Source organism: Natrinema soli (assembly GCF_028618695.1).
The window spans coordinates 44,175-58,175 of record NZ_JAQIVI010000034.1 but is presented as its reverse complement, the minus strand read 5'-3'; the positions used below and the strand labels follow the sequence as shown (position 1 = coordinate 58,175).

General features: G+C 59.7%; 9 protein-coding genes and 5 pseudogenes. 6 read left to right on the top strand and 8 right to left on the bottom strand.

The features are described 5' to 3' along the window. The first annotated feature begins 27 nt into the window (after window positions 1-27). Window positions 28-717: pseudogene (locus tag PGX04_RS02500) on the top strand (IS6 family transposase). 104 nt (window positions 718-821) lie between these two features. Here the strand turns inward: PGX04_RS02500 and PGX04_RS02495 are convergent. From PGX04_RS02495 to PGX04_RS02460, 8 genes and pseudogenes are all read right to left on the bottom strand, one after another. Next, window positions 822-914: pseudogene (locus PGX04_RS02495) on the bottom strand (IS5/IS1182 family transposase); the annotation flags it as partial. A gap of 4 nt (window positions 915-918) precedes the next feature. Then, a pseudogene (locus PGX04_RS02490) lies at window positions 919-1,046 on the bottom strand (IS6 family transposase); the annotation flags it as partial. 54 nt (window positions 1,047-1,100) lie between these two features. After that, the gene (locus PGX04_RS02485; RefSeq protein ID WP_273737068.1) at window positions 1,101-1,547 is read right to left on the bottom strand and encodes an enolase C-terminal domain-like protein; all 447 of its coding nucleotides are present in this window, start codon (window positions 1,545-1,547) and stop codon (window positions 1,101-1,103) included. 190 nt (window positions 1,548-1,737) lie between these two features. Then, on the bottom strand, window positions 1,738-2,250 hold the full coding sequence (locus tag PGX04_RS02480) for a hypothetical protein (RefSeq protein ID WP_273737067.1): 513 nt from the start codon (window positions 2,248-2,250) through the stop codon (window positions 1,738-1,740). Continuing rightward, complete coding sequence (locus PGX04_RS02475) at window positions 2,250-3,938, bottom strand: sodium/proline symporter (RefSeq protein ID WP_273737066.1); 1,689 nt, start codon at window positions 3,936-3,938, stop codon at window positions 2,250-2,252. The genes PGX04_RS02480 and PGX04_RS02475 overlap by 1 nt, the downstream gene beginning before the upstream one ends. Beyond that, on the bottom strand, window positions 3,928-4,074 hold the full coding sequence (locus tag PGX04_RS02470; RefSeq protein WP_273737065.1) for a hypothetical protein: 147 nt from the start codon (window positions 4,072-4,074) through the stop codon (window positions 3,928-3,930). Before PGX04_RS02470 ends, PGX04_RS02475 begins: the two co-directional genes overlap by 11 nt. Before the next feature lie 232 nt (window positions 4,075-4,306). Continuing rightward, complete coding sequence (locus PGX04_RS02465) at window positions 4,307-5,146, bottom strand: proline dehydrogenase family protein (RefSeq protein WP_273737064.1); 840 nt, start codon at window positions 5,144-5,146, stop codon at window positions 4,307-4,309. Between the two features lie 88 nt (window positions 5,147-5,234). Then, window positions 5,235-5,963, bottom strand: coding sequence for a helix-turn-helix domain-containing protein (locus tag PGX04_RS02460; protein ID WP_273737063.1), 729 nt, complete (start codon window positions 5,961-5,963; stop codon window positions 5,235-5,237). Window positions 5,964-6,096: 133 nt separating this feature from the next. Here PGX04_RS02460 and PGX04_RS02455 point away from each other — a divergent pair, with 133 nt between their 5' ends. The 5 genes and pseudogenes from PGX04_RS02455 to PGX04_RS02435 all read left to right on the top strand — a co-directional run bounded on the left by PGX04_RS02455 (window position 6,097) and on the right by PGX04_RS02435 (window position 13,419). Next, complete coding sequence (locus tag PGX04_RS02455) at window positions 6,097-7,632, top strand: aldehyde dehydrogenase family protein (RefSeq protein ID WP_273737062.1); 1,536 nt, start codon at window positions 6,097-6,099, stop codon at window positions 7,630-7,632. 505 nt (window positions 7,633-8,137) lie between these two features. Next, on the top strand, window positions 8,138-8,914 hold the full coding sequence (locus tag PGX04_RS02450) for an IclR family transcriptional regulator (protein WP_273737061.1): 777 nt from the start codon (window positions 8,138-8,140) through the stop codon (window positions 8,912-8,914). A gap of 299 nt (window positions 8,915-9,213) precedes the next feature. Next, window positions 9,214-10,208, top strand: a pseudogene (gene tnpC / locus PGX04_RS02445) (IS66 family transposase); the annotation flags it as partial. A 1-nt stretch (window position 10,209) separates the two neighbouring features. Continuing rightward, a pseudogene (locus PGX04_RS02440) lies at window positions 10,210-11,058 on the top strand ((Fe-S)-binding protein); the annotation flags it as partial. Between the two features lie 624 nt (window positions 11,059-11,682). Next, complete coding sequence (locus PGX04_RS02435) at window positions 11,683-13,419, top strand: L-lactate permease (protein ID WP_273737060.1); 1,737 nt, start codon at window positions 11,683-11,685, stop codon at window positions 13,417-13,419. Window positions 13,420-14,001 lie beyond the last annotated feature (582 nt).

Genomic DNA, 14,001 nt, shown 5'->3' with positions numbered 1-14,001 from the left:
GCGAGGCGGTCAGAATTCTAGGTATCTATGCCCGAATTCAGCCGCCTCAATGGCTCTAGTAGCGGCGTTCAATTAGATTTTGTGGAGCGAGAGGCGACACCGTGCGAGCTGATGTGATTGAGTGTCCAGCTCCATTTGTCGTAAATATCAATTTTATATACTGTTTCTAAATTAGAGAGATTCGCTGTCGAACGGGCGATATCGACGATCCATAATTGGGTACAGAAAGCCAATCTACAGCCGACAACGGGAAGCCAGCCGGATCACATTGTGCTCGCCGAAGCTGTGATCCAACTCGACGACCAGCGCTACTGGCTGTATGCTGCTGTCGATCCCGAAACTAACGAATTTCTCCATATCAAGCTCTATCTAACGCGTACAACCGAACTTACTGAGATGTTTCTGTGTGAACTGAGAGAGAAACACGATGTCCAAGACGCCGTGTTTCTCGTCGATCCAGCTCCGTGGCTTAAAGCTGCACTCCATCACCTTGGGCTCCGATTTCGATACGAGAAACATGGAAATCGGAATGCCGTCGAACGTCTATTCAAAGAGATAAAACAACGTACTACTCAGTTCGGAAATTGCTTCAGAAACGCCGATCCAGCAACCGCTGAAATATGGTTGCAGAGCTACGCATACTGCTGGAATCAGCTAATCTGGACAATTACGGTATTAATAGTTGTGATAATTACAATTCGATCAAGGAACTTGTAATTTCCTGATCGACTATCAACTCTTGAATTATTGAATTGAACGATACGAATGTACGTGTTCTCTCTAACTAGCCGCGGTGAATCGCCATACGGCGTTAAATTTGCTTAGCTCACAGCACACTTGATATTATAGACGTCACACATTAGGACGATTTCACGGAACTCTCGGTACCAGCTTCGCGCACGAATGGCGTCGCCGTCGTGGGTTGCATCCTTTGTTAGCCAGCCGACGTACCCAGTCCCAGACTGCTTCATATGAGTGCTCCACGCCTAATTCAGCGAGAATCGTTGTTGTCGTCGAAGCGAACACCCAGTTTCGTGGAGGCGGACGCGACACCCGTCAGGGCGTTCGCGTGGAGACTTGTTTATTCGGAGAAAATCACTCTACGCGCCGATTTGGTACTTCTCGATTTTCGATTCGTCGCCGGTGACGCCGAGTCCGGGGTCATCGGGGACCGGAATTTCTCCGTTCTCGACCGTTATCGGGTTCTCGATGATGTAGTCATCCCAAGCATAGTAGACCGTGTCCGGCGGGAGGTTGATACCCGGCGTCAAGGAAACCGTGTGAAGCATTGCGGTGGTCTTCACTCCGAGGTCAAAGCCGCAATGGTGAGACAACGAGACACCCGCCTCTGCGGCCATAGAAGCGAGACCTTTTGTACGCAGAATGCCCCCCGCGGGTACGATGTCAACGACGCCGACGTCGATGGCATCCTCGGAGAGCAAGTGGTACAAGTTACGCCGGAAATACGTGTCCTCGTTGACCCCGATGGGGGTCCTAACCCGTGACCGAAGTTGGCGATAAGTCCCGTAGGACTCGGTTCGTACCACTCACTGTGGGAAACTGGTAACTTCTGTATCGTAGGACGTAGATACGCAATCGCCTTGAGAAGGTCATTCACTGACAGCCGGTCGAAGTGGGTATCTCGAGTCGGCGGTCGGTGCTTCCGACGGCGACATCGAAGATTTGGCTGGCCGGTTTCGATCACGTCGAACAGCGTCCAGTGCCGTCCGAGCTCTCTCAGCTGTCCAACGGCGACTCGGTGCCGCGGACGCTGTCGACGATCACGTCGCCGTCAGGCCGAGACGCGATCCAGAACAGTTTGTGAGCGTTGACCGACTGCTCGAATTGCACGTCCGGCGCGGAACCGACGGCGATCTTCCGGAGCGTCCACTTGAATAGCGCGTTCTCGGCTTTCTCGCGGACCTGCTCGTCGGTGAGTTCGGACGGAACGACGAGGACGTCATCGACGGTTCTCGAGACGGTCTCGGGGACCACGTCGGCCCGCACAGCGAGTCGACGAGCGCGGTCGACGCTGACGACGTACTCGAGGTCCCGGTCCGCGATTATCGGCCGGTTGACCGTCACGACCGCGTCGTAGACGCGGTATGGATACGCGACCGCACCGACACGGCCGGTCGAATCGACGTCCTCGCGTGCTACCGTCGGCTCGATGACGGTCAGGTTCGCACGCTCCCGGGTCTGCCCCGTGATGTCGGCGGTCTCGGCCTGCTGTCGACGCGTTTCGCTCATTATTCTTCACCCGAGTCCCAGTAATTGCTCTCTTCGACGTGGGCGCGAATGGTGTCCGTTTCCGTCACGGCCTTCGGATCGACATCGCGACCGCCATCGGTCACGTACTCAGGCGTCCCGGTTGGATCGCCGCTGCTCGAGAGCGCCGAGAGCGGCTTGTTGAACGACTTGAAGTGATCGTCGACGCCCTCTGGCGGCTTCGTCAGCAGCGAGACGACGATGAGTGTCGCCGTCGAGAGGATGAACGCGGGGAAGAGCCCGTAGACACCGACCAGCCCCGTGAGGAACGGCGAGCCGTCGATCGCACCCATGAGTCCGAGCAGTTCGAGGACGGTCGAGAGCTGGGTCCACAGGATCATCGTCGTCGTGCCGACGATCATACTCGCGACGGAGCCCGTCGCAGTGACCCGTTTCCACCACAGTGCGGCGATGAGCGTCGGCCCGATGGCCGCCCCGAGACCGCCCCACGCGTAGTCGAGGACGAGCGTGTAGATGGGCGTGTTCTGTGCGAGGAAGGCGAAGGCGACGCTCGCTGCACCGAGCGCGAGCGTGACGTACTGGGAGTACCGAACCAGCGTGTCCTGACTCGCGTCGGGGTTAACGTAGCCGTGGTAGACGTCCTCGACGATAGCGCTCGTCGCGACGAGCAGCTGCGAGTCGGCACTGGACATCATCGCAGCGAGTGCGGCCGCCAGGATGATCCCCGCGATCGCACCGGGGAAGAACTCGAGCGTGAGCAACGGCATGACGTTGTTCGGGTCCTCGATGCCGCTCTGGCCGAAGACGACCAGTGCATACAGCCCGACGAAGCCAGCCCCGATGTAGGCGATGAACATGAACAGCTGGGCGACGAGGGCGGCGAGACGAATGTTCTTGACCTCGTTGATCCCCATGAATCGGACCATCACGTGTGGGTTCCCGGGGATACCGAGCCCGATGGCTGCGTAACTGATGATGCCGAAGATGGCCGCCCAGCCGGTCATGCCGGCCGTAACGCTGGTGTAGGAACTCCCGACGGACGCGAGTTCGCTGAACGGGAGCCCGTAGTTGGTAAACGCGATAACTGGCAGGATGATGAACGCGGCAAGGATGATCGCACCCTGCACGTAGTCCGACCACGCGACGGCGAAGTAACCGCCGAGCATGGTGTACCCGACGACGATGACACCGCCCACGAGGATCCCGATCACCGACGAGACGCCGGTGAGGACCTCGAGCAGCGTCCCGGCGGCGACGATCTGTGCGCCCACGTACCCGCCCTCGAAGATCATCAGGACGAACGCGGAGACGCCTTTGACGTAGCCGGTGTCGTCCTGCAGCCGCGTCTCGAAGAAGGTCGGTAACGTGACCGCTTTCACGATCTCCGTGTACTTCCGGAGGCGTTTTGCGAGCCCGGCCCAGGCGAACAGGTCGGCCGGGATCATCCCGAGCCCATTGTAAAACGCCATCACGCCGGTCCCGAACGCATCGCTCGGGACACCGAGCGTGAGCCAGCCGCTCATCTCGGAGGCGCGTTCGGAAAACCCGGTGACGACCGGGCCGATGCTGCGCCCGCCGATGACGTAGTCGTCGACGGAGTCCATGAGTTGCGAGGAGTACAGCCCGATTCCGAGGAGGACGAGGAGATACACCCCGAAGGTCCCAAGCACCCAGACGCCGGCCGAGCCGGCCAGTCCCTCACTGGCCATGCTCTGCCTCCTCGTAGCGTTGCCGCAGTTGTTCCTCCCGTTTCCCTTCCCAGACGTAGTACACGCCGAGCATGACTAGGTACACGGCGAACGGTCCGAATAACCAGACCAATTCGACCGAACCACTCTCAGGCATACAGGTGTGTGCTTACCACCCACACATAAACGTACCGAATTTGCCCCTTTTTTGATAGTGGATTAGTCGCCCCGAGGAGAGTGGCGCCGCTGTCGCCGCTCAGGGAACTCGGTGTCAGCGGTCGACCGTGGGGTACCACGAGATGCTGCCGTCGAGTCGGGAAACTCTCGTGAAGCGTGTCTCGAGTAGGACCCGAAGAACGCGTCTCGCGCGCGATGGATAAACGGGTCAGTCAGACTCCGACGATGGCCCGAAGCGCGAACAAGGCGTTTTCCTTTCGCTCGCGGATCCGACGGTAGAAGTACTGCATCCATTTGTCGCCGTAAGGGATGTACTGATTGACTTCGTAGCCCTCCGCGGCGAGGTCGCGCTGGGCGTCCTCGCGAACGCCCATGAGCATCTGGATCTCGAAGGGGGTGTCGTGCTCCTTGTGAAGGTTGATCGCAGTCTCGAGCATCGTCAGATCGTGGCTTCCGACCGCGATGCCCTGATCGAACTCCTGGAACAGGAACTCGAGATGCTCGATATACGCCTCGTTGACGTCTTCTTTCCGCTCGTAGGCGACCGAGGACGGCTCGTCGTAGGCGCCCTTAACCAGTCGGACCGCCGCGGGAACATCGGCGAGGCGGCGCAGGTCGTCGCCCGTGCGTTTGAGGTTCGCCTGAATGGCGACGCCGACGCCGTGGGGATGGTTCTGGGCTGTCGATTCGACGGCGTCTAAGGTCGTGTCGGTCGTCGTGTGGTCTTCCATATCACACCAGACGAAGACGTTTTCTTCGGCCGCGACATCGACGATCCGTTCGAAGTTCTCCGTGAAGACCTCGGGGCCGACGTCGATCCCGATCTGGGACGGTTTGACTGAGACGGACCCGTTCAGGTCGCGAGCGCCCAGTTCGGAAACGAGACGGCAGTACTCGTCTGCGTCCGCGTCCGCGGGCTCGCGGTCGTGATAGTGTTCGCCGAGGAGGTTGACGATGCCACCCATCCCCGACTCGTTACAGTCGGAGACGTGATCCAGCGTGCCGGGCACGGTCGTTCCGGCGACGAATCGGCTTGTGATTGGGGGGATCATACCGTGTCGGTGGCACGCAAACCCCCTAAATCGATACCCGACCAAAACATTCATCCGCCACGGTCAGGAATTAATATCGGGGAGTCAATCAGGACTCGTCCGGGTTGAGCAGTTTCGCTTCGGCTTTCCGGAGGTGCTCGAGCAGCGTCGTCTTCGAGACGCCGAGTTCGTCTGCGAGTTCGCGCGTGTCGATCTCGCGCGGCCACGCGTAGTAGTTGTGCTCGCAGGCGAGTTCGAACGCGTCCCGTTGTCGGGGCGTCAGCCGATCGAGCCGGTCCGGCGTTCCCGACGAGTCGCCCGCCGGCGAGGCGATTTTGCTGATCGAGATCTCTGCGTCGGTCTCGGCTCGGATGCTCTCGAGTCGGCTCTGAATCTCGGGGCGACCGTCGGCGACGAAGACCGGCCAGTGCTCGAGCCCGCGTTCGACGCGCACCGACGCGTCGTGAATAAAGCCGTGCGAGACGAGCGTGTCGCTGATACTGTGTTCCGGCTCGTACTCGACGAAGAGTTCGCGGGTCGCGTTCCCGGGATCCGGTGCTGCACTGGTCGGGCGCTGGCCGAGTTCGACCGTCGAGTGTGTCAGCGGCGACTCGTTCGCGAATTCGACGAACTCGTCGAGTTGCGCCGTCGTGTCCGCGTAGACGGTGAAGTGGCCCTTGACCGTTTCCTCGACGGTTCGGTGGACGGTGTGGACGAGTAGTCCGGCGTCGACCACCTCGGTCGCCTGTAACCCCCAGCAGTCGGGATGCCAAATCTCGAGCGCGAGTCGCGTGCCGTCTGCCCCCGTCGTCGTCGCCGTAGAACTCGTGCTGCTCATGTGTCGGTTCTGCTCGTCCGTTTCGGTGTGAGCAACATAAACATACTGAATACGGTCACCGTGGATCCCGCTCGAGTCGGTCCCGACCATGGGAGGCCGTGGTTATTCCTTGACGATCCGTGACTGATACGGTATGAGCCAGCAGACGACAGCCCAGCCCAACCGTCACTACATCGACGGCGAGTGGACCGAAGGCGAGGGCGACGAGACGTTCGAGAGCGAGAACCCTGCAACTGGCGAAACGCTGCGGACCTTCCACCGCGGAACCGAGGCCGACGTTGACGCGGCCCTTGAGTCCGCAGAACGCGTCCAAGACGAGTGGGAAGAACTGTCCCATATCGACCGTGCGGAGTACCTCTGGGACATCTATCAGGAACTCCGTGACCGGACGGACGAACTCGGCGAAATCGTCACAAAGGAGTGTGGTAAGGAGATCTCCGAAGGGCGAGCCGACGTCGTCGAGGCCGCACACATGGTCGAGTGGGCAGCCGGGAACGCCCGTCACCCGCACGGGGACGTCGTTCCGTCCGAAATCGGAAGCAAGGACGCGTACATGCGGCGCAAGCCCCGCGGCGTCGTCGGCTGTATCACGCCGTGGAACTTCCCCGTCGCGATCCCGTTCTGGCACATGGCCGTCTCGCTGGTCGAGGGAAACACCGTCGTGTGGAAGCCCGCCGAACAGACGCCGTGGTGCGCCCAGATCGTCGCCGAAATGTTCGAGGAGAGCGGCATCCCGGACGGCGTCTTCAACATGATTCAGGGCTTCGGCGACGCCGGCGAAGCCATCGTCGAGGACTCGCGCGTCGACACCGTCCTCTTTACCGGCTCGGCGGAGGTCGGCCAGCAGGTCGGCCGGACCGTCGCCGAACAGCCCGGCAAACTCGCGGCCTGCGAGATGGGCGGCAAGAACGCCGTCGTCGTCACCGACGAAGCCGACCTCGACACGGCCGTCCACTCGGCCGTGATGAGTTCGTTCAAGACGACCGGTCAGCGCTGTGTCTCCGCCGAGCGTCTGATCGTCCACGAGAACGTCTACGACGAGTTCAAGGAGCGCTTCGTCGACATCGCCGCGAACGTCGCCGTCGACGACCCGCTCGCCGAGGACACCTTCATGGGCCCGCTCGTCGAGGGCGAGCACAAGGAGAAGGTCCTCGAGTACAACGAGCTCGCTCGCAGCGAGGACGTCAACGTGCTCGTCGACCGCGACGAACTGGCCGACGACGAGATTCCAGAGGGTCACGAGGACGGCCACTGGGTCGGCCCGTTCGTCTACGAAGCCGACCACGAGGCGGACCTCCGCTGTATGCAGGAGGAGGTCTTCGGCCCCCACGTCGCGCTCATGGAGTACTCGGGCGACATCGAGGACGCCGTCGAGATCCACAACGACACCGAGTACGGACTCGCTGGTGCGATCATTTCCGAGGATTACCGCGAGGTCAACTACTACCGCGACAACGCCGAGGTCGGACTCGCGTACGGCAACCTGCCGTGTATCGGCGCGGAAGTCCATCTGCCGTTCGGCGGCGTCAAGAAGTCCGGCAACGGCTATCCGAGCGGCCGCGAAGTGATCGAGGCCGTCACCGAGCGGACCGCGTGGACGCTGAATAACTCGAACGACATCGAAATGGCACAGGGGCTGTCCGCTGATATCACGATCGACGATGACTGAGACGACCTGTCCCCTCTGCGGGCGAGGAGCCCGCGTCTCGGGCGAGTGGTGCCAGCGGTGCGGACGGACTGATCGTTGCGGTGCCGATTAGCGCCGATCGGCGACCGATCCGATCGATGCCGAACCGCCTGTAGGACCGACCGTCGTAGGCCGATCGCGGAAGCGGCCGCGGGATCGGCGTTCCGAATACGTGAACGAACCGTTTGAAGAGTGGTCCGTCACCGTATGGCACACACTGGGTAACAGTTGCAACTACCGAACGACGCGACTGGTTCACGCATTCCGAACGGCGGGTCGACCGGGAGACGGCACGATCGATTACTAGTGATAGACGGACAGAAATATTGCCAACACACGACCAGTAGTATAAAATATAAAATAATTCATCCAGTAATATTCCTCGGGCTGTGAAACGAACTACTAAACGACAACCGTCATCACGACCCGTCCAAGCCTGTTCACACATTCCGAACGCTTATGCGTAGGTACGGCGACGATTCAAATCATGACGGACGACGGCCCTCGCCCGGTCAAGACGACGAAAGCGTCGATCGCGCTCGTTCGCGCGGTCCACGACAGCGACGGCGCGACGCTGAGCGAGCTGGCGGATCGCCTCGAGATGGCAAAGAGCACCGTCCACAACCACCTCCACACGCTGGTCGACGAGGGATTCCTCGTCCGCGATGGCGATACCTACCACATCGGGCTCCAGTTTCTCCCGTTCAGCGAGCACGCGCGCACCCGCAATCCGTTGTACGCAACGGCTCGACGGCGCGTCTATGCCCTCGCCGAACAGACGGGCAACGAAGCTGACTTCATCGTCGAAGAGAACGGCGGCGCCTACTCCCTCGAGTACGCGATCGGTGAGTCCGCTCGCGGGGGGCTGCCAGAATCGAGTCCGTTCCGGGCGGGTAACCGCTTTCACATGCACAACTGCGCCTCGGGAAAAGCCATGCTGGCCTCGATGCCCGAATCGCGCGTTCGAGACATCGTCGACCGATGGGGGCTTCCTGCCACGACCGAGCACACTATCACTGTGGAATCGGCTCTCTTCGACGAACTCGAGGCAATCCGTGACCGCGGGTACGCGACGAACGACGAGGAACTGATCGATGGCTACCGATCCATCGGCGCGTCGGTAACGAGCCCCGACGGCGACGTGATCGGTGCGTTCTCCATCGGCGGCCCAACCTATCGCATGGCCGTCGACGAGGCAACGACCGAGGAGATCGCACAACTACTGAGCGACGAGATCGACGCGCTCGAGGCGGACCTATTCTGAGTTGTTCTTACATACATACGTGTGTAATTCCTTCTCTAGGGAACGGTACGCAGTATGGTCTCAATACGGACCAGCAGATGAGAAGACCCATAAAGAACGGATAGTCGGACTGGCCTAAGAAGTGAGCTATGAGTGAGTGGGTGTCGGTTTACCTGCTCGGAAACTCGCTCGGCGAGCGTGATGAAGCGGCGGTACCCGCAGCATGTTCTCGAGGAAACGACATCGTTGTGACATCCCAACAACAGATACCATTGGTCGTGCCGATCAGTCTGTTTTGAATACTATTCAAAAAATAATATGAACTCGAAGCACGGCTTCGCAAGTACGAAAATCCGCATACGCCGCCAAGTAAGCGACGGTCGGGGTCCGACAAGTCCCCAACCTCGCAGGACGACGAAGACGGCGATATCCGAACTGACGGCGGCACTCCCGGCCGAAAGGACGGTCACGATCCAGAGTGGCGTTCTACAGATAATCTCGACGAAGAAGTCGAGGTCATTTGTGACTGTTGTCCTGAGTGTGGTAAACATTTCGACGAGTCGGGGGCTGACGCCCACCGGCCCGTTGAGGAGATACCGGACCCGCAGCCTCCAAGGTTACCCAGTACAACCGCCACTGCTACCAGTGCCACTCCTGCGGTACAGAGACGGTTGCTACACACCCCGACTGCCCCGATGAGGGGCAGTTCGGGATGAACCTCATCGATCAATCAGCACTTTCTCGGTACAATCACCGCCTTCCCTACCGGAAGATGGTTGATCGCTTCGAGAAACTGCACGGGCTGGAACTCTCAGGCGTGTCCGCGTGGCACGCGACCGAGCGCGCTGCGCGCGCCGGCCCCTGTGAGTATGAGCAAATCCGTCGAGAGATCCAAGATGCTGACGTGGTCCACATTGACGAAACAGGCGTCAAACGCGACGGTGAGCAAGCGTGGATCTGGACGTTTAGGACCGCCCAGAACACGTTATACACGGTCAGAGAGAGAAAGTCGTGGGAATGATATTCCCGCGGAAGTCCTCGGCGAGGACTTCGCGGGAACGGTCATTTGTGACGGATGGACGGCCTTTCCGGCCTTCAGCAGCAATCTCCAGCGGTGCTGGGCACATATTCTCCGAGAAGCTGAAGACGCGGCCACAAAACAGGACGAGGCGGTCCCGATCTACCGTGATCTCAAACAGCTGTACGTCGGTCTCCAGACTCGGCTGGAGACCGACCTGTCGCAGCGTGAGCGAGCAGAAATCACCGGATAGGACGCAGAGGGTTAGAAAAAGTGATTGACCAGTCAGTGCCCGACGCTTCCCGGAAGCCGCCGCGTGATGGAGAGAGTCGCCGGTATCGCCCCCGAACGGACGCTGCCCTCGTTCGAGAGCGAATCGCTTCAAGAGTGGTTCGCCGAGAGCGGATCACGGGTGAACCCTGAAGAGGCCAACCGAAAGGTGCTGCTGTTCCCTGACACCTACACGAACTACAACTACACCCGGCCCGGAAAGGCCGCCGTGCGTGTCCTGGAGTCGGCCGGCGTCCATGTCGAGATCCCAGACAATGTCGCTCCGAGCGGCCGTGCGGCATTCTCGGTCGGGATGCTCGACAAGGCTGATGCCCGCGCCCGGGACAACATCGATCTCTTCACCGAGTACATCGAGGACGGATACGAGATTATCGCTGTCGAACCGTCCGACGCGGTGGTGTTCCAAGACGAGTACCGCGATCTCGTGGACACGCCAGAGGCGGAAACCGTCGCCGCTCACGCGTACGGTATCAGCGAGTACATGGACGCGTACCGGCTCGTCGGAGAGTTACCTCTCGAGAAGACGGACGAAACCCTTGCCTACCACGGTCACTGCCATCAGAAGGCAATCGATACGGACCACCACGCGGTCGGCGTCCTCCGGCGCGCCGGCTACACGGTTGATCCGATCGACTCCAGCTGCTGTGGCATGGCCGGTTCGTTCGGCTACGAGGCCGAACACTATGACCTCTCGAAGTCGATTGCCGAGCGACTCTTCGAGAAGTTCGACGCGAGCGACGGGACACCGGTCGCACCCGGTGCGTCGTGCCGAAGCCAGATCAACGATCGCGAAACCCGAAACAACCAGCCACCACATCCGATCGAGAAAGTGAACGAATTGCTCATGGCCTCGTAGTTGTCTCCGCGATTCGTGGTCCTACACGAGTCGGTGCCAGTACGTAGTTCGATGCTTCGAAGCCGGCCATCCCACTGTTCGTTCACACGTCGTACCGATAGTGGTATGCAGTTGATGACCTCGCGATCGGTTTCGGTTTCCCCTCATCGATGCCATATTGCGTGACCGGCGTCCGACTTGCGATTGAACAGCCAGTGTGAATACCTACCTCAATCTATACATGTATATTCCCCGTACAAACCGTCGTGCTGCGGTCAATCGATCCTGGAATTCTCCCGACTGCGGCTCCGGTCTAGACACGAACTCGATCGGACACAGCATTGGCTGCGTTATCCATCCGATTCGTCTATTATAAGCGTCTACGCATCTGATAATTCGTGGAAAGGTGCGGAAGAGTCTAACATATGTGTTGTGTATCTCGATATTTACTATTATATACGAATAAATGATGTTCTCTACGGCGAGAAGGACTCCTTGACATCGATAACCGAACGACGTGTGTTAACGGTCGACAATTATAAATACGAAATGATTGTTTTCATCCTATGCCAAGTTCGATCCACTATGGCACTGAGGTAGTGTACACATTTCCGACGATTGAACGCCGCGAGGGGGGTGGTCAGAATGGCTAGTGCCGTCGAACTCTTGTTGGCCGCGACGCCGCTCTTACTCGCGGGTATATTACTCGTCGGACTGCTATGGCCGGCGACACGGGCGATGCCGATCGCGTACGCTGCGGCATTGATCGTCGGTTTTTTCGTCTGGGATATGCCCGGAGAGTACCTTTTTGCCGCTTCGGCGGTCGGGGCAATGACGGCAATCCAAATTCTCTGGATCGTTTTCGGCGCGTTACTCCTCCTCTATACGCTGATGCAGGCCGGTGCGTTCGATCGGATCAACCAGGGGATCGCGACGATCAGCGACGACCGACGCGTCCAAATCATCCTGCTCGGCTTCTTCCTCGCAGCGTTCATCGAGGGAGCAGCAGGCTTCGGAACGCCCGCTGCGGTCGTTGCACCGCTCCTGTTGGCGCTCGGATTCCCGGCGCTTGCCGCCGTGATCGCCGGACTAGTCGGTCACATTCTCGCCGTCACGTACGGTGCGGTTGGAACTCCGATTGTTATCGGAATCCAAGACCCGCTGGGGTCCACCCAGGCCACCAGCACGGCGATCAATGCGGGCGGATTCACCGTCGAACAGTACTCACTTGAGGTCGCGGTCTGGGCGGCGACCTACCACACGCTCATCGGATTCGTTATGCCGCTGTTCGCGGTCGGGATGGTCGTCTACTTCTTCGGCGATACGGAGGAACGTAGCCTCGAACCGGCTTGGGAGGTCGCACCGCTGTGTCTGTTCTCTGGGATCTCGTTCGTCATCCCGTACTGGTTGTCGGCACAGATCAGCGCCGAATTCCCCAGCCTAATCGGAGCGATGGTCGGTGGTGCGATCGTCGTCACCGCGCTGAAGGCTGGATACTTCGTGCCGGACGAAGAGTGGGATTTCCCGGACCGCGAGGAATGGCCCGCCCACTGGGTCGGAACTATCGAGCCCGGACAGGCCAATTCACCCGGAGTGGGAAGCGGCACTGGCGACGCGACCGCCGCTGATGGCGGCGTTACGACGGAGAGCATGTCGCTTCTCCGCGCCTGGACGCCGTACATTCTGCTTGTTAGCCTGCTCGTCGTCACTCGAGTCGTCGATCCACTTCCCTCGGTCCTCCAGCAGTTCGGTACTCAGTGGAACGATATCCTCGGAACGGGCCTCAGCGGCGGTGTTGACTGGGTGTATGTCCCCGGGTTCTGGCTGTTCGTCTGTGCGCTGGCAGCGATCCCGCTGTACAACATGTCCGGCGAGGAGATCAAAGCCGCTTGGTCGGAGGCGGGGCAGAAACTCGTCGCTCCCCTGATCGCGCTCCTGTTCGTTATCGCGATGGTGCAAGTGATGCTCCAGTCCGGCGCTCACGCCGACGGCACCGAAAGCATGATCTTCGTACTAGCGCAGGCGACCGCCAACGCCGTCGGCCCTGCATACCCGTTCATCGCTCCGCTCATCGGTGCACTCGGTGCCGCAATGGCCGGTTCGAACACGGTGTCGAACATTACGTTCGGCGGATTCCAGTTCGAAGCCGCATCGCAAATCGGACTGCCGACCCAGCTCATGGTCGGCGCACAAGCCGTCGGGGGTGCCATCGGGAACCTCGTGGCGATCCACAACGTCGTGGCCGCACTGGCGACCGTCGGCCTCGTCGGCAGTGAGGGGCGAGTCATGCGGTTGAACCTGATTCCGCTCATCTACTACGCAGTCGGCGTCGGTCTCGTCGCGACCGTGTTCAGCTACGTGATCTTCCCTGGACTCTTCTGAGCAAGCTCTGGGGGGTTACGTCTCCGGCTCTAAGATAGCATTCGTGGCGAGTCGCACTTTCGTTCTCACCTTACTCGCCCGTCACACGATCGAGACGATCACAGCACTGTCGATCAACTCAGCTAAGCGTCGGTTTGAACCGGGTTACCGAGGAAGTTCCGAATGTTCGTTCCGCGAGACAACAATGATTGTAGCTGAATTAGCCGTCTAACGCTCGCATGGGCCAGTCTAGGGCCGAGTATGCCGATTAGGTGACAGTGGCTCCAGCCCGCTGACGTTCACAAAAGCCTTGCTCTCGTGTAGATCTCAGAGATCTGATTTTCCTGAGGGCGGCACAGTCGTCGTGGGCCGCTGGTGATAAGACCACTGTCAAGATTAACAGTATATTGATTATATACTACAATAGTACTGGGACAAAGTTGATCCTCAACAGCGCGTTGCGTAGTCGGTATGGAATCGATTCAGTAGCTACGTTTCTGCACTAACCAACGGAGACGCACAATCTCGAAGAGCCCGATTTCTCGTTTATTAATCCGAATTCCGGCCTCTATCGCCCGATTGGAATTGGGTATCGGAGTAGCT